This is a genomic window from Shewanella sp. 3_MG-2023 (genome assembly GCF_030548765.1).
GTDB lineage: Bacteria > Pseudomonadota > Gammaproteobacteria > Enterobacterales > Shewanellaceae > Shewanella.
Window position 1 is genome coordinate 64,956 of the sequence record NZ_JAUOSH010000017.1, and the last position, 20,329, is coordinate 85,284.

Annotated in this window: 15 protein-coding genes; 5 read left to right on the top strand and 10 right to left on the bottom strand. The window is 40.8% G+C overall.

Annotation, left to right across the window (positions count from 1 at the left end; translation table 11 throughout):
• Nucleotides 1–4 precede the first annotated feature (4 nt).
• On the bottom strand, nt 5–448 hold the full coding sequence (yfbV, locus tag Q4591_RS11315; RefSeq protein ID WP_102439875.1) for a terminus macrodomain insulation protein YfbV: 444 nt from the start codon (nt 446–448) through the stop codon (nt 5–7).
• A gap of 177 nt (nt 449–625) precedes the next feature.
• Between yfbV and ackA the strand changes: the two genes are divergently transcribed.
• The 3 genes from ackA (at nt 626) to Q4591_RS11330 (ending at nt 5,316) form a co-directional block, all read left to right on the top strand.
• Complete coding sequence (gene ackA / locus Q4591_RS11320) at nt 626–1,825, top strand: acetate kinase (protein WP_102439876.1); 1,200 nt, start codon at nt 626–628, stop codon at nt 1,823–1,825.
• A gap of 71 nt (nt 1,826–1,896) precedes the next feature.
• Nucleotides 1,897–4,044, top strand: a complete 2,148-nt coding sequence (pta, locus tag Q4591_RS11325; RefSeq protein WP_102439877.1) for a phosphate acetyltransferase — start codon at nt 1,897–1,899, stop codon at nt 4,042–4,044.
• Nucleotides 4,045–4,866: 822 nt separating this feature from the next.
• On the top strand, nt 4,867–5,316 hold the full coding sequence (locus Q4591_RS11330) for a hypothetical protein (RefSeq protein WP_102439878.1): 450 nt from the start codon (nt 4,867–4,869) through the stop codon (nt 5,314–5,316).
• 607 nt (nt 5,317–5,923) lie between these two features.
• Here Q4591_RS11330 and hrpA read toward each other — a convergent pair.
• From hrpA to norR, 9 genes are all read right to left on the bottom strand, one after another.
• Nucleotides 5,924–9,799: an ATP-dependent RNA helicase HrpA gene (gene hrpA, locus Q4591_RS11335; RefSeq protein WP_303461100.1), complete on the bottom strand. Its 3,876-nt coding sequence runs from the start codon at nt 9,797–9,799 to the stop codon at nt 5,924–5,926.
• 82 nt (nt 9,800–9,881) lie between these two features.
• A complete protein-coding gene (locus tag Q4591_RS11340) occupies nt 9,882–10,298 on the bottom strand; it encodes a CBS domain-containing protein (RefSeq protein WP_076539977.1) in 417 nt (138 codons plus the stop codon).
• A gap of 371 nt (nt 10,299–10,669) precedes the next feature.
• Nucleotides 10,670–11,620 carry a GGDEF domain-containing protein gene (locus tag Q4591_RS11345; RefSeq protein WP_303461102.1) on the bottom strand — a complete coding sequence of 317 codons (951 nt, stop codon included), beginning with the start codon at nt 11,618–11,620 and terminating at the stop codon, nt 10,670–10,672.
• Nucleotides 11,621–11,891: 271 nt separating this feature from the next.
• Complete coding sequence (locus tag Q4591_RS11350; protein ID WP_303461105.1) at nt 11,892–12,293, bottom strand: ACT domain-containing protein; 402 nt, start codon at nt 12,291–12,293, stop codon at nt 11,892–11,894.
• A gap of 80 nt (nt 12,294–12,373) precedes the next feature.
• Nucleotides 12,374–12,967 (bottom strand): hypothetical protein, encoded by a 594-nt coding sequence (locus Q4591_RS11355; RefSeq protein WP_102439886.1) that lies wholly within the window; start codon nt 12,965–12,967, stop codon nt 12,374–12,376.
• Nucleotides 12,968–13,760: 793 nt separating this feature from the next.
• Nucleotides 13,761–14,801 (bottom strand): isoaspartyl peptidase/L-asparaginase family protein, encoded by a 1,041-nt coding sequence (locus tag Q4591_RS11360; RefSeq protein WP_303461107.1) that lies wholly within the window; start codon nt 14,799–14,801, stop codon nt 13,761–13,763.
• A gap of 117 nt (nt 14,802–14,918) precedes the next feature.
• Entirely contained in the window at nt 14,919–15,164 is a 246-nt protein-coding gene (locus Q4591_RS11365) for an HAD hydrolase-like protein (protein WP_241903572.1), read from the bottom strand.
• A 14-nt stretch (nt 15,165–15,178) separates the two neighbouring features.
• Nucleotides 15,179–15,388 carry a hypothetical protein gene (locus Q4591_RS11370; protein WP_241903570.1) on the bottom strand — a complete coding sequence of 70 codons (210 nt, stop codon included), beginning with the start codon at nt 15,386–15,388 and terminating at the stop codon, nt 15,179–15,181.
• A 79-nt stretch (nt 15,389–15,467) separates the two neighbouring features.
• Nucleotides 15,468–17,057, bottom strand: a complete 1,590-nt coding sequence (gene norR, locus Q4591_RS11375) for a nitric oxide reductase transcriptional regulator NorR (protein ID WP_303461110.1) — start codon at nt 17,055–17,057, stop codon at nt 15,468–15,470.
• A 230-nt stretch (nt 17,058–17,287) separates the two neighbouring features.
• Between norR and norV the strand changes: the two genes are divergently transcribed.
• Both norV and norW read left to right on the top strand, forming a co-directional pair.
• Nucleotides 17,288–18,865, top strand: coding sequence for an anaerobic nitric oxide reductase flavorubredoxin (gene norV / locus Q4591_RS11380; RefSeq protein WP_303461112.1), 1,578 nt, complete (start codon nt 17,288–17,290; stop codon nt 18,863–18,865).
• Entirely contained in the window at nt 18,865–20,001 is a 1,137-nt protein-coding gene (norW, locus tag Q4591_RS11385; RefSeq protein ID WP_303461113.1) for an NADH:flavorubredoxin reductase NorW, read from the top strand. The genes norV and norW overlap by 1 nt, the downstream gene beginning before the upstream one ends.
• Nucleotides 20,002–20,329: the final 328 nt, after the last annotated feature.

Here is a 20,329-nt window from a genome sequence, read left to right on the forward strand (position 1 = left end):
AAGGCTATAGCTCTTCCCAGTAACTGCGATCTAAACGGTCAAAGGCCACTTTTAAAATCACTGCCATATCTAAGTAACACGCTTTAGGGCCCAACGGTTTATTGCTAATCCCCATTGCGGTTAGCTTTGCACTGAGTTGGTTAGCCCAATCAAATAAGGTCAGTGGCAACGGGTGTCTTGCACGCCAGCCCAACCACAGCAAGCCTTGAACAGGTAAGCTGATAAAAAATAATAAAATGGCAATGGCTTGGGGCAAAAACGCCCATCCATTGACATACACTTGGCTCATTGCAGCCAAAATAGCAAAAAAAGGCATGAACATGATGCCTAAATGGGTTGCCCTTACAACGCGGTATTCAGGGAAATAAAACCCAAGTTGTCGGATCATTGGCCACGTTTTCATATAACGTCGACCATCGCCGATGATTTTGAATACTTTTACGTTCAACGGTATGCCCTAAATCAATTAATAGATACATGCACAATAGCACACAGCCCTATTTAGCCCCAAATTTCAGCTAAATTTATCGGCTAATTTGTAAATCATTAACTATGATTGATTGTTGAAATAACAAGGTTTCACATCAATTTAAATTTTGTTCGATTAGAATGTAAAGGTCTCAACATGTCAGAAAAACTCGTATTGGTTCTCAACTGTGGTAGCTCTTCTTTAAAATTTGCCGTTATTGATGCCGTTTCAGGTGATGATTATATCTCTGGTCTTGCGGAATGTTTCGGTTTAGAAGATTCACGTATTAAATGGAAAGTAAACGGCGCGAAAAATGAAGCTAGTTTAGGTGCATTTACTGCTCACCGTGAAGCGGTTGAATTTATTGTTAAAGATATTCTTGCTGGTCAGCCAGAACTTGCTGCTCAAATCCAAGCTATTGGTCATCGTATTGTTCATGGTGGAGAGAAATACTCTCGTTCAGTGCTTATCACTGAAGATGTGATCAAAGGTATCGAAGACTGTGCATCACTGGCACCACTTCATAACCCTGCACATTTAATTGGTATTCGCGCTGCTATTGCATCATTCCCAAAACTTCCTCAAGTTGCGGTATTTGATACAGCTTTCCACCAAACCATGCCTGAGCGTGCTTATGTTTATGCACTTCCTTACAAACTATACCGTGAACATGGTATTCGTCGTTATGGCATGCACGGTACTAGCCACTTATTTGTTAGCCGCGAAGCCGCTAAAGTATTAAACAAAGACGTTGCTGATACTAATGTTGTCGTTGCCCATCTTGGTAACGGTGCATCTGTTACTGCCATTAAAGGCGGAAAGAGCGTTGATACTTCAATGGGTCTAACACCACTTGAAGGCCTAGTAATGGGTACACGTTGTGGCGATATGGATCCTTCAATCGTGTTCCATTTAGTGAACCAATTAGGTTACACCCTTGATGAAGTTCATAACTTAATCAATAAGCAAAGTGGTTTATTAGGTATTTCAGAGCTGACTAACGACTGCCGCGGTATTGAAGACGGTTATAAAGATGGCCATAAAGGCGCAACCTTAGCATTAGAAATTTTCTGCTACCGTTTAGCTAAGTACATTGCTTCTTACACTGTGCCATTAGGTCGTTTAGATGCTGTTATCTTCACTGGTGGTATCGGTGAAAACTCAGATCTCATCCGTGAAAAAGTACTTAACATGCTGCAAATTTTCAACTTCCAAGTGAATGCAGAAAAGAACACTGCAGCGCGTTTCGGTAATGAAGGTATTATCACTGAAGAAGGCAGCACAGTTGCGATGGTTATCCCAACTAACGAAGAATGGGTTATCGCAGAAGATGCTATCAAGCTGATCACTGCTTAATCGTTAATTGCTTAATTCTTTTTAAAGCCTGTTATTAAACAGGCTTTGTTCAATTTATATTAGAGGTTTTTATGTCTCGTAATATCATGTTAATTCCAATCGGCACAGGTGTAGGTTTAACCTCATTAAGCCTTGGGATGGTACGTGCCTTAGAGCGCAAAGGTGTTAAAGTTCAATTTTTCAAGCCTATCGCGCAAATCCGTAACGGCGATACCGGCCCTGAACGTTCAACCACCATTTTAAGTCACTCTCCAACGGTTAACCCGCTTGAGCCATTTTCAATGGAACATGCTGAGAACCTGATCCGTGCAGAGCAAATTGATGTACTCATGGAGCAAATCATTGCTCGCGCGAGTGAATGTGCATCAAACACTGAGACCATCGTTATTGAAGGTTTAGTGCCAACGCGTAACCACCCTTTCTCAGATGACATTAACTTTGAAATTGCTAAAGCATTAGATGCGGATATCATTTTCATCGCGACTCCGGGTAACGATTCACCTAACGGTCTAATGAACCGCTTAGAAATCGCTTATAACTCTTGGGGCGGCGTTAAAAACAAACGTCTTATTGGTTCTATCATCAATAAAATTGGTGCACCTGTTGATGAAGAAGGCGCAACACGTCCTGACTTATCAGAGATATTTGATCACACCGACATTAACAAAGCTGATTCATCAGCGATGTTCCAACTGCCAGGTAAAAGCCCATTACGCATTTTAGGTAGCGTGCCATATAACCTGGACTTAGTGTCTCCACGTGCATCTGATTTAGCCAAGCATTTACATGCCAAAATCATCAATGCCGGTGAAATGAACACCCGTCGTTTACGTAAAGTGACCTTCTGTGCCCGTAGTATTCCAAACATGGTTACTCATATGCGCACCGACTCATTATTGGTCACCTCAGGGGATCGCTCTGACGTGATTGTCGCAGCCTGTCTTGCCGCCATGAACGGCGTGAAAATTGGTGCGTTATTACTGACTGGTGGTTACGAGCCTGAACCAGAAGTCATGGCATTGTGTGAACGTGCCTTTGATACCGGTTTACCGGTATTCCTTGTAGACAGTAACACATGGCAGACATCGCTTAATATTCAACGTTTTGACCATGAAGTACCGGTTGATGACGCTGTACGTATTGACTACGTTCAAGAATATGTTGCCAGTCATATTGATCAAAGCTGGATTGAAAGCGTTACTGAAAACTCGCCAAGAGAACATCGTTTATCGCCACCAGCATTTAGATACAAGTTAACTGAACTTGCTCGCGCTGCGAAAAAGACCATTGTCCTGCCTGAAGGTGAAGAGCCAAGAACCATTAAAGCTGCCGCTATTTGTGCTGAACGTGGCATTGCCCGTTGTGTACTTTTAGGTAATGCAGAAGAAATTCAACGTATTGCTGCATCACAAGATGTGGTTTTAGGTGAAGGCGTACAAATCATCGATCCACTGCAAGCACGTGAGCGCTATGTAGAAGGTATGCTTGATTTACGTCGTCACAAAGGCCTTACTGAAGTTGTCGCTAAAGAGCAGTTAGAAGATAACATGGTGTTAGGCACCATGATGCTGGCGCAAGATGAAGTTGACGGTATCGTTTCAGGCGCAGTAAATACCACTGCCAATACCATTCGCCCACCGCTGCAGTTAATTAAAACAGCGCCAGGCTCAAGCTTAGTGTCATCTATCTTCTTTATGTTGATGCCTGATCAAGTACTTGTTTATGGTGACTGTGCGATTAACCCAGATCCAAACCCTGATCAATTAGCAGATATTGCCATTCAATCAGCTGAATCTGCTGCTGCATTTGGTATTGAGCCGCGCGTTGCGATGATCAGCTACTCAACGGGTACTTCAGGTACCGGTTCTGATGTTGATAAAGTACGTGAAGCAACCCGTATCGCGAAAGAAAAACGCCCTGACTTAGTCATTGACGGTCCATTACAATATGATGCGGCAGTGATGGAAAATGTGGCCCGCTCTAAAGCGCCTAACAGCCCTGTAGCTGGTAAAGCGACGGTATTCGTATTCCCAGACTTAAATACTGGTAATACGACTTACAAAGCGGTACAGCGTAGTGCTGATCTGATCAGTATTGGTCCAATGCTGCAAGGTATGCGCAAACCAGTAAACGATTTATCACGCGGCGCATTGGTCGATGATATTGTTTACACCATCGCATTGACTGCGATTCAAGCTAAACAAAACGAACAAGCTTAATGACTTTAAGTAGCGCGATGTAAGCTGCGCTAAGTTTTAAGCCGAAAAGCACTAACGTCTAACGCTAGTGCTTTTTTTTTGGGGCCAAATTCATTTAAAACTAAGCCGTAATTACAAAAGCTGAACAATGACAGCCCTGTTATTAGGCTGTAAAACCAAAATTTAAGCTAACAAGCAGGCGACTTTACAACTTGCTACTCTCACTTCCCCTGCTTAAAATACCCTGCCATTAACCGCTACCACCTTAAAAATACCTCAGTAACCTTCTATGGTAAAAACCCTATGCCATTATCAGTAAATTGCTCATCCATGCACGTCATACGTCATACGTCATACGTCATCGAGTAATAAAAATCTGTTGTGGTCTGTAAGCCACTAAATATCCCCAGCAAGAACGCCGCTATTCACACTGCATTTATGACATGAATCTGCATAGGATTTCAGCATTAAACAAGGGTTTGAATTTTCAACGACCTAAAAGGATTTATTACCCAAATGCAAGGATAAAATGATAAAAAAGCAAGTGAAAAGCAAAAAGATTCGAGGGGGAAATTATGATGTTATTTTTTAACCAGCATTGATAACTGTTAATTTTCATGACGTTACGCAGGCCGAATATAGTCTTCAACATAGTTGTCCACAGATTTTGTGGATAACATGAAGTTATACATAGCAGTCTAAGTATTGAGTTACTAAGATATGCCACGGCTGAGTTTTTCAGTCAAGATCTATTTAATATTTTCTGGAATATTTGCGTTATTCTTGTGTCTGAGCCTTTAAATAGCGATACTCAATCATCTTATTTTACCTTATCAACTCATCATGCATAAAATCGTTGTTATTATCTGTTTATTACTTTTAAGTGCCTGCAGTCCTTCTGAACAAAACCCTCAAGGCCGATTAGAAAAACCACTCTCCCCTGAAGAAGTATCATTGGGATTCTTTAATGCTATTTATGTTGATAGAGATATCAATCAAGCCATGATTTATGTCAATCAAGAATTAAAAGATATCATCTCCCATTACCATATTGCCTCAGCAGTACAGCGCCATGTGTTGGGGCTGTCCATGACAGAGGTTAATATGAGTGTTGACGATATCAATATCGACTTTTTCCGCAAATTTACCGATGAAGTTGATGTAAAAGTTAAAATGGAAGGCTTAAAAGGCGGCAACCCTTGGGTTGATGACCGTACCATTAAACTCATTAAAAACGGTAACCGTTGGACCATCACTGGCGTAATAACTGAAAAGGGCCGCATTGACCTGTAAGCGGTCTTTAGCCAACGTGAGTTAAGCTAGGTCGACTCGCGAATTTTAAGCATAAAAAAAGCAGCTGAGGCTGCTTTTTTTATGCTTGTGAAAGAGCTAATACTATTAGTTCGATCCGCTTATTCTTCTTCAGTAGGTAACGACTCTAAAACATCGTCTTTTACTTGGTAATAAGCATTATCATATTCATGAACTTCCATAATAACTCCTATCAATCTTAGGTCGTTTGTAAGGTGCATGGCATGTCTATAATTAGGGGTGACATTTACCAATACAGAGAAGCGCAACCATCGGTCTTCTTAAGGCTAATTGTAGCAAGCCAACACTTTTAATGATACCAATAATTACGAAAAACTTACCAAATCGTATGTTCAATATACAAGATATTCGTTTATATACGATTTTTACGCTCCTAAAACTGAAAGTCTTTCATAAAAGATCACAAATTAGCATTAAATTGTTAGAATTTTAACTTCAACAACAGATTTCACTGTCAGGGCATTTAAACACTTTTCACTCGCGGCGGCGCAAAATTTACCCATAAAAAAACGCGTAAATTACGCGTTTTTATTGGTATTTAAACTTAACAAACAGGATTAGTCACCCATCATGCCTGCTTTATATGCATGACGACCCGTTTTTCAGAAATAGGATAAGCTGTACCAAGTACCTGCGCAAAGCAAGACACTCGGTATTCTTCTATCATCCAGCGGGCTTCAAGCAGTGCTTCTGGCACTGGTTGAGTTTTAGGTACCTTGGCTAATTGCGCTGAAAGTAAGTCCTGAAGTTTACTAATGCTCACCATATGTAAGCGATCACGGGTTGGGTCAACAGGCAGCTTTTCAAGGCGATTCTCTATCGCTTTAAGGTAACGGCCGACATCAGCGAGCCGTTTCCAACCGCAATGCTCAACAAAACCTCTAAACACTAACTTATCAAGCTGGTTGTTGATGTCACTCATCGCAAAGGCAATATCTAAGCTGATCTTGCCTTTTAAGCGTTTTTTGATGCGTTGATAGATAGTCAGCACTTGCTCCACTTGCAGTGAGATTTGTTCAGCATAGCCATTAAGCTCTTGTCTAACCCAATCTTTAGCTTGCTCAAATTGCTGTTCATTGCGCACATCTAATTGTTTTTCATCAAGTAGTTGCTGCACTGATGCCGAAATTATATCGTCAATTAACAACTGTACTTGTCCAAACGGATTAAAATACATCGCAAGCTTGGCTTTGTTAGGCAATGCTTTTTGTAAATGCTTAACCGGTGACGGAATGTTAATCAGCAATAAGCGTCTTAAACCTGCTCTATGATGTCGCTCTGCCTCAAATTCATCATCAAACAGTTTAATCGACACCTGACTTTTCTCGTCAATTAGCGCTGGATATGCTTTAACTTCATAGTTGCCCCTGCGTTTTTGATATTGCTTAGGTAAGTCGCCAAATGACCAAGTAGTAATATCTTTCTTTTCAATGCCATCTTCAGCGACATTGCGAATGGCTTTAGCCACCACACCTTGCAGTTTATCTTTCAAGGCATCGAGATCTTTACCTTGATCTACCAAGCGATGTTTATCATCTTCAATTTTAAAATTCATTGTCAGATGCGCGCTTAACTGGCTTAAATCAAAATCATCAGCGCTAATACGGGTCCCTGTCATTCTTAATAACTGTTTGCACATAGAATCAAGCATTGGCATTGCAAACGGCTCCATCGCTTGTACACAAGCTCGGCCATAATCAGGTGCGGGTACAAAATTACGACGCAGGGTTTTAGGTAATGATTTAATCAGCGCCACTACTTTTTCTTCGCGTAACCCCGGCACTAACCAATCAAAGTCTGCAGTATCAATTTGGTTAATTAACGCCACAGGAATATGAATAGACACGCCATCATCAACCGCCGCGGGCTCAAAGTGATAACTCACTTTTAAGCCCAAGTTGGCTTTATGCCAAATCTCAGGAAAATCCAATGCTGAAACATGGTCAGCACTGCGCTGCATTAACAGCTCTTGGTTAAAATCAAGTAACTCAGGTGAGGCTTTACGGGCTTCTTTCCACCATTTAAAAAACAGTGGCGCGTTATAAATCCCTTGCGGAATTATCGGTTCGTAAAAATCCACCAGCACTTGTTCATCAACTAAAATATCGCGGCGACGTGATTTGTGCTCTAGGGATTCAATATCATTAAGTAGCTGCTGGTTTTTAACAAAAAACGGTTCTTTGGTTTGTAACTGCCCTTCTGCTAATGCGCTGCGAATAAATATCTCCCGCGCTTCCACAGGTTCTATCGGGCCATATTGCACTCGGCGGCGATTAACCACGGTTAAGCCGTAAAGCACTTGGTTTTCAAAAGCGATAACACTGGCGGGTTTGGCTTCAAAGTGCGGCTCGATATGATTTTTCTTAATCAAATGCGCAGCAAGAGGCTCTAACCATTCAGGCTGAATTTTGGCGCAGCAGCGAGCAAATAAACGCGAGGTTTCAGTTAGCTCTGCTGCCATGATCCACTTAGGGCCTTTTTTAGCCAGTGGTGACCCCGGGAACACAAAAAACTTACGGTTACGGGCACCAAGGTACTCGTTATTGGCATCTTTAAAACCAATATGACTCAACAAACCTGACAATAAGGCTTTATGCAGGTTGTCATAACCTGCAGGGGTATCATTTAAACGCCACTTTAAGTCATGCACGGCTTGTTTAAGCTGGGTGTATAAATCTTGCCATTCACGTACCCGTAAATAGGCTAAATATTCTTCACGGCACTGCTTTCTAAATTGGCTTGCCGATAACTCGTTTTTTTGATCTTTAATGTAATTCCACAAATTAACCCAACTGGCAAAGTCAGAGTCTTTATCGGTATAACGTTTGTGACACTCGTCCGCCGCTTGCTTCTTATCTATGGGTCTTTCGCGTGGGTCTTGAATCGACAAACCAGCAGCAATAACCATCACTTCATGTAGACAATTCATATCTTTTGCTTCAAGCACCATACGGGCTAAGCGAGGATCTAACGGGATTTTAGCGAGATTTCGACCCAAGTTTGTCAACACCAGATCTTTGCGCTGCTTTTTAACCGCCTGTAGCTCTTCAAGCAATAAGAAACCATCACGGATGTGTTTCTCTTCTGGCGGCTGAATAAACGGGAATCCAGCGATATCGCCTAAACCAATGGCTAACATCTGCAAAATAACCGATGCTAAGTTAGTACGCAGGATTTCAGGGTCGGTAAATTCCGGACGCTGCATAAAATCCATTTCATCGTATAAACGAATACAAATACCCGCCGCAACACGACCACAACGACCTTGGCGCTGATTAGCACTGGCTTGTGATATTGGTTCAATAGGTAAACGCTGCACCTTAGTGCGGTAACTGTAGCGGCTAATACGCGCTGTGCCGGGATCAATAACATAGCGAATCCCAGGTACCGTTAATGATGTTTCAGCGACATTGGTTGCCAATACAATTCTGCGGCCTACATGACTTTTAAAGACTTTTGATTGCTCGCCATAGGATAAACGCGCATATAGCGGCAGCACTTCTGTATCGCGATAGTTTTGCTTACGCAGCATTTCGGTGGTATCACGAATTTCTCGCTCACCGTTCATGAAAATCAAGATATCACCAGGGCCTTCTGCCATTAACTCATCAACAGCAGAAAAAATACCGTCACTGACATCTAGGTCTGCATCGGTATCACGGACTAATGGCCTGTAGCGAGTCTCAACCGGGAAAGTACGTCCAGATACTTCAATGACAGGGGCTTGATTGAAATGCTTCGAGAAGCGCTCAACATCAATGGTTGCTGAGGTAATAATAACTTTTAAATCAGGACGCTTTTTAAGCACTTGTTTTAAGTAGCCTAAAATGAAATCGATATTGAGGCTACGCTCATGAGCTTCATCAATGATGATGGCATCGTATTGATTCAAGAACTTATCAGAGGTCAATTCCGCTAATAAAATACCGTCGGTCATTAGCTTGATGTAACTATCTGGACTAATGGCATCAGCAAAACGGACTTTAAAGCCAACAACCTCGCCTAGCGGGCTGTTTATCTCTTCAGCGACGCGATTTGCCACACTTCTTGCGGCTAATCGTCTTGGCTGGGTATGGCCAATTAAGCCACGGGTACCAAGGCCTAACTCTAAACAAATTTTTGGTAACTGAGTGGTTTTACCTGAGCCGGTTTCACCAGCAACAATCACCACCTGATTATTGGCAATGGCTGAGGCAATATCATGACGTTTTTGCGATACAGGTAGCGAGTCAGGGTAACTCACTTTAGGAATGTTATTAAGCCTATATTGGGCTTTATCAAACGCTTTAACGGCTTGCTCTGATAACTTAGCCAGGAGTTGATCTTTCTTTTCAGATTGCGGCTCTTTTTTTAACTGAAACAACCGACGACGAATTTTAGCCGCATCGGTTTGATAACATGAGTTTAGGTATGCTTTAGAGAGCGGGTGTTGATCTGAATTCAAATCTAATTCCTAGCAAGTATTTCAAAAAATGCGATCCTAGCAAGGAACTAGACTGAATGGTATTAGTTTAGACTTTTCCTGCCTATGCTGGGGTTAAATAACATTGCTGCATGTACAAATTCATCGCACTTAGTACATTGGTTCGGTTAATGGTGCCAATCACTTTACCGCCTTCTACTACCGGATAAATTTTAGGTTTCGCCCCCAGCATTTGCTCTGCAAGTTGTAAAATACTGCCATCGGGCGATGCGGTTAGTACCTCTGTTTGCATGCAATCTTTCACAGTTTCTGTCATATCGCAGTGATAACTACTTTTAAGCATTACCGACATACAATCTTGCTGAGATAAAAAGCCTACCAATGCGCCGCTATTATCAATAACGGCGGCGCCCGCTTTTTTGTTGCTTAATAAATGCTCCACAGCTGTAGCCAGTGACATATCGGCTTTTAAAAGTACGGGTTGTCGATCCATATAATCAGATATTTTTATTGAATCCATAATATTTACCCCTTAAATCGTTTTTATGCGCTTACGCTTGACCGAACCACTGAAGCTTAATTCATTAAATTCAACAGGCTAAAATGAGATCGTCAGTGACTGCTATTTGTCGGTTCACTTATTTAGTGTAGTCAAATTTAACAACATCAGCAGATTGAATAATTAGATTGCTGTAATAGGGCTTTTAAATTAATTGGCAATAGCATGGAGCAGTTAATGGATCAGGTCAATTAAGCGCTGAGTTAAGCGATGGCAGGCTATAACAGTCATAGCATGAATTGCTGATATAGAGACTTCATATAAAAATCACAGCGACTTTAATTACTGCGTTGCATTTTTGCCACATTAACCCAGCAAGGCACAAGGTAGGACTAGCCAATGACTTTACCGTCCCATTCGTTATCATTTGAAGTAAAGACGATTTGAGGTGAAAACACTGTTCGATTTTTTCCTAATTTCTTAGCTTCATACATCAAATCATCTGCAACTTTTATTAAACCTTCTGCATTTTCTGCATCTGTTGGGAATTTGGCTACCCCAATACTGCATGACAGATTAAAAGTAGTTTGTTCGTATGTAATTGTTTCACTGTTGAGTTCATGAATTTTGCGAGCTAAAGTTTGGATGCCTAAACTATCATTTTCGGTCACCAATATTAAAAATTCATCACCGCCATATCGTGCAATACAATCTGATTTTCGACATGAAAGCTGTAAGCGACTCGCTATCTCTTTTAAAATAGCATCGCCACATGGGTGACCATAGGTGTCATTAATGCCTTTAAACCTATCTACATCAATAAAGAATAAATAAGCATGGCTCCCGCTACGCTGAGCAAGGTTGAGTGTATATCTTGACTGCTGTAAAAAGCTGTTACGGTTGCATAATCCGGTTAAATTATCTGTTTGGGCAAGCTTGGTTGTTTCCGCTTCTAATTCTTTTATTCGGGTGATATCTCGGCTAATCCCAAACATGCCTATTATTTCGTTAGAATCATTAAAAATCGGGGTTTTGCTGGTGCTTATCCAGCACAGCTTCCCATGTTGATCAAAATAAGTTTCTTGCAATGAATCAATAACTTTACCCGCTAATATGTCTTTATCAACCTGTCGATAATGAGCGGCATGATCCTCATCAAAAAGATCAAAGTCTGATTTTCCGATAATATCTTCAAGGTTTTTTATTTGCAGAAGATCCAGAAAAGGTCTGCTGGCATAGGTAAATCGAAAATCCCTGTCTTTAAAATAAATAAAATCTGAGCTGCTTTCTAAAAAGAAAAGAAAATAGTCATTCCCTGACATTTTATTGTGTTTACCTATCATTATTAGCTTAATCCTTTAGTTAAATATAAGCTATAAAACGTCGAAGCAAGATGTCTTCTCAGCCTTTATCCATTTTAAACAAAGCTCGAATTATCACAATTCAAGCTATGATCCATACCAATCAAAGATTTAAAAATAACATTAACACCTAGATTAGGAATTGCAACTTTAGCTGCAGTTTGTTGAATCGTATCAAGGCAGTTTAATACTACAGCTAAGTTAAATATAGTAGCGATGGCCAACTCACTTAAAGCAAGTTGATAGAATTGCTTTAAGTGACTGCACTAAACTCTTTTAAGGCTAAAAGAGCCAACTCGGCCTTAGCTGATGGAACAAAGATATGATCGTGATAATAAGCCGCAATCACGTTAGCACTAATACCATAAGCCGTTAATTTGGCAGATACCGCCGCGGTTAACCCTACAGCTTCAAGACTTGAATGCACTGTTAAGGTTATTTGGCGAAATGAGCCTTCAAACCCTAAACCAGCTTGTTGGGCGGCAGTTTTATCCAACACTAGCGTTAATCCTTCTGCTTCACAAAATGTGGCGACAGGATCAAGGGAAATATAATCAACTAACGCGCCTGAAACCGTACAGAACACAAATTCTGATGGCAGCAGTTGTGGCTCCATCGACTTTAATAGTGCATTTAACTCTGTAATACCTGACATGATGACTCCTCTATTGCTGACACGCTATTATTAATCCTAAAGCTTGGCATAAATCGCTATATCACGGGGCAAGTTAATACTTACTTATTACTGCGGTTTTTAAACATGTTTTTTAGTTTTAATTTTAATGGTTTTAGCTTCATTAGATAATCACGAATAGTGTCAGTTTTTGCAAGAAAAGCATATTCTTGTTCAGTTAATTGTTGCGGCTGATAAGTTCGTATTAAACGATATAAATGGTAATGACTGACCTTTTTGGCAATCAACCAAATTGGCGACCATTCAAAGCTTCGAAATGTAATTCTTTCGAAATCAACCATGCCCAGGTTCTCATCACTGTCTGCTAATAAATCTCGCACAGGCATTGCATGGCGCGCGACACCTTGAGCGAGCATATTGGCAACCATTTCCCGTAACAGGATAATTTGTTTCACTGATAAGGTTTCTGGTGCAGTACCTTTTAAACGACTCATGGTCAGCGTGGTATTTTCATCGTCGAAATGAAGTAGTTTTGGGAAATTATCGAGCCCGATTAATCGTTGTAAGGCTATTTTTTCTCTGAAGTAGCGCTTCTTGTAATCCTTCACCTTTTTGAATGTTTTAATGACAGAGCTAGCCTCAATCACAACGTTCATTTTTGCCGTCTCGTAAACACCATCTTTAACCACTTTCATAACTAGCCTTAATAATACTTAATCTTAAAGAAATTCCTAAATACTACATATCGTCTTTGCATTACTGGCTAACAGCGCCGTTTAGGTATTTGTAGCCTTTTGACTTCAAATCACAACTTGCGTGTATTCATTCAAATTCAATGTAAAAAATGACTTTCCCATTAATCGCCTACCTTCAATATTCATTTACTTAGCTTGTGTCTCACAACCTATGTTTAGTGTTGTGCTTAGCTAGCTTGTTATTGAGGCTGGTACATAATCATAATTCAGTATAACTATACGGTTTTGTGTATCTAACTCACGGATAATTTAGAGGCTTAGCTCATATAAACTCGACTTTTATACTTATGTACAACAGCCATAAAGCAGTAACAAAACAAGCTGTAAACTTTGCAACAAAAACACAAAGCAACGACCATTTTATTTCAAAAATAGAATTATTAACTATAGTCCAACAACAGCTAACGAGTTACCATCAATCACTTTCTATTTGCACTATAGAAACTTTAATCGCTTACCGCTGACTCACGCTTATGTAATACCTATTAGCATTGATCTTGCTAATACAATTCACCACAAGCTCAACATTTGAATAACCCTATTAAGATAAAGGGAATATTTGCCCGCCTCAAGTGATTAATAATCAAGCACAATCACATTAAACAGTTTTAAACAGTTTTAAACAGTTTTAAACAGTTTTAAACAAGGCTTAAAAGAAAAAAGGCACCAAGTGAATACTTGATGCCTTTTTAGCTAGTGCTTAATACTTGTATTAAAAAACGCACTAAAGGGCTTACTTATCTCGCCAAATCATCACTTGGGCTTGTTCACCCTTTTTACGGGTCGCACGGTACATACCTTCGGTATTAAATGGTGTGGCAATATTGCCGCGATGATCAATAGCGATAACCCCGCCGGTGCCACCCGCAGTGATAAGGCGCTGATTAATCACTTCATCGGCAGATTGAATAATGGATTTACCTTGGTATTTCACTTTGGCGCAAATATCCCCAGCCACATGGTAGCGAATAAAATATTCACCATGGCCAGTTGCTGATACTGCACAGACACCGTTTTCAGCATAAGTGCCTGCGCCAATAACGGGTGCGTCACCAATACGACCATAACGCTTATTGGTCATGCCGCCTGTTGATGTACCCGCACTAATATTGCCACTTTTATCCAGAGCTACCGCGCCCACTGTGCCCACTTTAAATTCGACATCGAGTGCATTATGGGAAGCGATATAGTCTTTATTATCTAATTTTGCTTGCTCCATTTTAGCTTTAGCCCGTTGCAATGATTCATAGCGGTGTTGAGTATTAAAAGTCTCATTGGCAACCAGCGGCACCCCTTGGGTTAAGGCAAACTCTTCAGCGCCTTCGCCATAGAGCATCACATGTACTGATTTATCCATCACCAAACGCGCCAAATCAATGGGATTTTTAACGTGCTTAACCCCCGATACAGCGCCTGCATTCATGGTTTTTCCATCCATAATAGAGGCGTCCATTTCATGCTGTTCATTGTGGGTATAAACCGCCCCTTTGCCTGCATTAAAGTATGGCGAATCCTCTAAAACATTAATAGCTTGAGTTACTGCTTCAAGGCTTGAACCGCCCTTTTCTAACACCACATAACCCGTATCAACGGCCTCTTTTAATTTAGCGCGATAGGCTTGTTCTTGTTCAGGGGTAAAACTACTGGCCTTTATCGTGCCTGCACCGCCATGAATAGCGATGGCAAACGGCTTGTCATTGGCAACGCTGCCAAACGATGAAGCAAGTAGTGTAATACATGACAACATGGTTAATTTATTCATTGTTATTCTCATATTTATCAAGGGGAGAAGCGGCTAAGTTTATTGATTCTATGGTAAAAATAGCATTAAGCAACGAAGTTAATAAATTTTGATTATTTAAAAATAGTTTATTAAAGGCTTACTTATGCTTCAGATGCAAAGCTCATTCAATTGTTGAATAGCACTGGCGCCATGAGGAACTTGGAGTCTCGGCTGGTCAGTCAACCAAATTGCGTTAATACCCGCTGCAATCGCTGGCTGAATATCTTTAAGTAAACTGTCCCCTACCATGGTTACTTGAGACTTTTCAGCATCAAGTTTATTAATGATTGACGGCAGGAACTCAACTTCTCCTTTAGAGAAACCAAGGTTTGCTTTGCAAAAATAGCCGCTAATGAATGGATCTAATCCTACACGTTCAAAGCTTGTTTAATGTCAACTTCTGCGGAGTCTGCAGCGCCAGTGGCGACATAAATATCAGCAGATGATGACAAGTAAGCAAGGGTTTCAATTGCGCCATCAACCGCTTTAACCTTTTCCCAATGACACATTTTTCCTTGCTCATCGGTAAAGTCGACCATCAAGGTGTCACCCCAATCAAACAAATAGATAGCTTTCATTTACCTTCCTTGTACTCAACAATATCGGTTAGTCTAATTTAAAACATTACCAACTAAATGTATCAAGAGAATCGTTTACTTACTTTAAATTGAGTCGTTTCATTAATCGATGTAGATTACCGGGGCTTAATCCTAGTGCATTGGCTGTATTGGTCAGTTTTTCATTATTGGCGACATAGGTTTGTTGAATCATTTTAGTTTGAAACAGTTCTGTGGCATTTTTTAAATCCATATGCACATAGGGTTCAAATCCCTTCTGTGATTCAAATGACTGCTGCGATAAACTAGGCTTAGTTACCTGAGTTGATGCATTTGAGGACTCATCTTCAGAGAACATCAGCTGCGTTGTTTGCAGTAAATTAAAATGATGAGGTTTTAGAATTAGGTGCGTTGAATTAGTTTCCGCTTTGGCCAGCACTGCAGCGCGATTCAAAGCGTGCTCTAATTCACGTACATTCCCTTCCCACTGGGTTTGTTGTAACAACGCAAGCACCTGAGTATCCAGTTTAATGCTGGCGACATTCAGTTTGTGCTGGCAACGCTCTGCGAAAAAACCTGCCAGTAATATAATGTCTTTACCGCGTTCTCGTAGTGGCGGTACAAATAAAGGAAACACACTTAAACGATGATATAAGTCAGATCTAAAATGCCCAGCTTTAACCTCTTCATGCATGATGCGATTAGTTGCGGCGATAATGCGCACATCAACTTTAATATTATTATCATCACCAACACGTTGAATATCGCCATACTGCAATGCCCGCAGTAATTTTGCTTGTAATGCTAACGACAGCTCACCCACTTCATCTAAAAATAAAGTGCCATTATTGGCTAGTTCAAACTTACCTTTTCGATGACTAATCGCCCCAGTAAACGCGCCTTTCACATGACCAAATAACTCACTTTCAGCCACAGATTCTGGCAATGCGGCGCAGTTAAGGTAAATAAATGGCTGGGTGCTTCGAGTCGACTTTTCAAAAACAGCATGCGCAACCAGCTCTTTACCCACGCCTGTTTCACCCATAATTAGTACCGACAAATCCGTTTGTGCTACCGCCTCAATATGAGATTTTAGCGCCTGCATGCCTTTCGATTTCCCAATCATCTCATGGTGACTGGCGCTAAAGCTTTGAGGCTTTTCTGAATTAATAACGTCAATATTGCTTTCTAGTTTTTCCACTAATAAGGCGGTATGTAAGCTGTTTGCCGCCAAGGCACTGATTAAACGTAAATCACTGTCTTGAAAGTCATCAAACTGGTGAGGGTCAAAAGCATCGATGGTGACAGCGCCAATTAGGCGACCTTGCTGAATAAGCGGTAAGCCAATGCAGGAGTGAACATGAAGCATTTCATCATGATTCGGGATGAGTCCATCATAGGGGTCGGGTAAATCACTGTCAGGCGGGAATCTGACGATATCACCTGCACGGGCAATCGCTTCTAAGCGAGGATGTTGTTCAATTTCAAAGCGTCTGCCTAACACATCTTCAGTCAAGCCATTGATTGCAAGTGGAATAAACTGTTGCCCTTTGAATAGCAATAGTGCGGCAGCATCGCATTTAAGCTGACTTTGAATGGTCGCCAGTAAGCGCTCAAAGCGGTCTTGCTCTGAAATACTGGAGGAGATATCTAAAGCGACTTGTATCCAATCATTCTTATATTGATCCATATTACCGCCACTTGTTCAAACACATCATTACCTGAGCTCAGCATAGCATTTAATTATCAAATCGATAATTAATTATCCAATTGACAACCAAAATTGATTATCAAAAAGATAATTAATTTAGCTTATTTTTAAGATAACTCACAAAAACAGCATGTTAAAAAGTTGGCCTACTACGTGCAATGTGCTGGACAAGATTCTTATTAAATTATGTTTTATATAAAGGCTGTAATATGACAATTCATGTAAAGAACAACATTCATTGGGTAGGTCAACGCGATTGGGAAGTTCAAGATTTCCATGGTACTGAATATAAAATGACGAAAGGCACTAGCTATAACAGTTATTTAATACGTGAAGAAAAAACCGTCCTTATCGATACGGTAGACCACCGTTTCAGCCTACAGTTTTTACAAAACCTTGAAATGGAAATCGATCTTACCAGTATCGATTATATTGTCATCAACCATGCTGAAGAAGATCATTCAGGTGCTTTAGCGGCGCTAATGGAGCGCATTCCGAATACGCCTATTTATTGTACTGAAGCAGCGATTGATTCGATTGTTGGACACCACCATCACCCAGAGTGGAACTTTAAAACCGTTAAAACCGGCGACAGTTTAGACATCGGTAATGGCAAGCAATTAGTGTTTATTGAAGCGCCAATGCTGCACTGGCCAGACAGCATGATGACTTACATCACCGGTGATGCAGTGCTGTTTAGTAATGATGCCTTTGGACAGCATTACTGTGATGAACATTTATTCAATGACGAAGTCGACCAAGCTGAATTAATGGATCAATGCATGCGTTATTACGCTAACATTTTAACGCCGTTTAGCAGCCTTGTTATTGCCAAAATCAAAGAGGTACTAAGCTTTAATTTACCTGTTGATATGATTGCTACATCGCACGGTATTGTGTGGCGCGATAACCCCATCCAAATTATTGAACAATACCTTGAATGGGCTGATAGCTATCAAGAAGATCGCATCACCATTTTCTATGATTCTATGTCTAACAACACCCGTATGATGGCCGACTCTATCGCCCAAGGTATTCATGATGTCGACCCTGGTGTTGCAGTAAAAGTCTTTAATGTGTCACGCCATGATAAAAATGAAATCCTCACTAACGTATTTCGCTCAAAAGGGGTGTTAGTCGGTTCTTCAACCATGAATAACGTGATGATGCCTAAAATTGCCGGCATGCTAGAAGAAATAACCGGTTTACGATTCAAGCAGAAAAAAGCGGGCGCATTTGGCAGTTATGGCTGGAATGGCGGCGCAGTTGACCGTATTCATTCACGCTTAACCGATGCCGGTTTTGAAACCACGGTAGGCTTAAAAACCAAGTGGCGTCCAGATGGTAAAGCGATGCCAATTTGTCGTGCACACGGCCAACAAATTGCAAAGCAATGGGCATTGCATGAGCTTAATATTACCCCTTTTGTACCAGAGCCCGTTGCTGAGCCGGTACTGTTTAAAGCAGTAGAGCCTCTAGCTGTTACTGCAGAAGTTACTGCTGTAGATGTTGCTGCTGTAGATAATACTAATAGCGTGTCACAAATAACATCCGTTGAAAATGTAGGTGCATCAAACACAACAGCTGAAAGCGAAGCCCATGATAGCGATTGCCAATGCATGATTTGCACTGTGTGTAATTGGGTTTACGATCCTAGCATTGGCGAACCGAATCAAGGCGTGTTACCCGGCACAAGCTGGGCTGAAGTACCTGATTACTTCTTATGTCCAGAATGTAATCTCGGTAAGGATGTATTTGCTGTACATAGCAAGGTTGAGGTTGCGTAATGAATAAACCCATTACCATTATTGGCAGCGGCTTTGCCGCTTACCAGTTGGTGAAAACATTACGCCGTATGGATAGCAATGTTGCCATTACTGTAATTACCGCAGATAAAGGCCATGATTATAACAAGCCAGATTTAAGCCATGTATTCTCTAAAAAGCAGTCTGTTGCTGATGTTATTACTATTCATGCTGATGACTTTAAACAGCAATTTAATGTTGAGTTGTTTGCTGAGCATCACGTGACCAATATTGATACTAATAAACAAATCATCACAGCAAACAACCAAAGTTTTGAGTATCAAAAATTGGTATTTGCCACTGGGGCGACTCCTTTTGTACCGCCCATTACTGGTATGCATGACGGTTTAGCGCTAACGCTTAATAGCCTGAATGATTTTGAACAAAACCAGCAACACATTCAAAATGCTAAATCAGTATTAGTGATTGGTGGCGGCTTGATTGGGGTTGAGGTGGCATTAGATCTTGCCAATGCAGGTAAAAAAGTTACCTTAGTTGAGCCCAATAGCCAGCTGATGCAAATTCAATTGCCTGAGTATGTTGCCCAGAAGCTCACTCAAGCTTTAGAGCTGAAAACCATAAAGGTATATACCGCCACCGGGGTTAGCACAATAGCTCAAACTGATTATGGGGTTGTCGCCACGTTAACTAGCGGCGAGCAAATTGAGATTGAGCAAATTCTTGTGTGCGCTGGTTTAAAACCCAATATAAACCTTGCGCAGCGTGCAAACCTAGAGGTTAACCGCGGCATATGTGTTAACGAGTTCATGCAAACGTCTAATGCTAATATATACGCTTTAGGGGATTGCGCTGAATTTGAAGGGCAAGTAAAAGCGTATTTACAACCGACCTTAATTAGCGCTGCTGCATTAGGGAAAACATTATTGGGAGAAGCAACCAAGGTGACACTGCTAAATATGATGGTCAAGGTTAAAACCCCTAATTACCCCATTCAAATAGGTGGTAAAACCGACTCTAGTTCAGTATCACGTTGGAATCTTGATGTTCAATCTCAAGGCATTGTCGCCAAAGGCTATGACAGCGCCGATAACATGGTGGGATTTGTGGTGACTCGAGATTGTACTCAACAAGCATTCTCTTTGTTAAGACAACTCTAAAAACCTTAATTTAATAGCTTCACCAACACTAAACAACAAAGCAGAACAGTAATTAGTTCTGCTTTTTTATTTGGACGATTAAATCACTCCAACATTAAGGTAAAATCAAGGTAGCTTTGACCTTGCATGGCCAAAACCTATCTTAAGCCGAGCACTGGAATGACTGGTTTTTATATTAATGCTTTAATCAGACGATTCTTTCTATGCATTTCAAAGGTTAATTTCAATCCACAACTTGCCTGTTTCACATATTCTAGCGACAATACAGTATGAGTTTATGGCCTTTATAAGCATCCTATAATTGTTATTTAAATCTTTTCAATATTGC

Excerpts from the sequence above, each read along its gene's own strand:
- ackA (WP_102439876.1), top strand. The coding sequence starts at position 626 with ATGTCAGAAAAACTCGTATTGGTTCTCAACTGTGGTAGCTCTTCTTTA.
- pta (WP_102439877.1), top strand. The coding sequence starts at position 1,897 with ATGTCTCGTAATATCATGTTAATTCCAATCGGCACAGGTGTAGGTTTA.
- Q4591_RS11330 (WP_102439878.1), top strand. The coding sequence starts at position 4,867 with ATGCATAAAATCGTTGTTATTATCTGTTTATTACTTTTAAGTGCCTGC.
- Q4591_RS11340 (WP_076539977.1), bottom strand. The coding sequence starts at position 10,298 with ATGGATTCAATAAAAATATCTGATTATATGGATCGACAACCCGTACTT.
- Q4591_RS11345 (WP_303461102.1), bottom strand. The coding sequence starts at position 11,620 with ATGATAGGTAAACACAATAAAATGTCAGGGAATGACTATTTTCTTTTC.
- Q4591_RS11350 (WP_303461105.1), bottom strand. The coding sequence starts at position 12,293 with ATGTCAGGTATTACAGAGTTAAATGCACTATTAAAGTCGATGGAGCCA.
- Q4591_RS11355 (WP_102439886.1), bottom strand. The coding sequence starts at position 12,967 with ATGAAAGTGGTTAAAGATGGTGTTTACGAGACGGCAAAAATGAACGTT.
- Q4591_RS11360 (WP_303461107.1), bottom strand. The coding sequence starts at position 14,801 with ATGAGAATAACAATGAATAAATTAACCATGTTGTCATGTATTACACTA.
- Q4591_RS11370 (WP_241903570.1), bottom strand. The coding sequence starts at position 15,388 with ATGAAAGCTATCTATTTGTTTGATTGGGGTGACACCTTGATGGTCGAC.
- norR (WP_303461110.1), bottom strand. The coding sequence starts at position 17,057 with ATGGATCAATATAAGAATGATTGGATACAAGTCGCTTTAGATATCTCC.
- norV (WP_303461112.1), top strand. The coding sequence starts at position 17,288 with ATGACAATTCATGTAAAGAACAACATTCATTGGGTAGGTCAACGCGAT.
- norW (WP_303461113.1), top strand. The coding sequence starts at position 18,865 with ATGAATAAACCCATTACCATTATTGGCAGCGGCTTTGCCGCTTACCAG.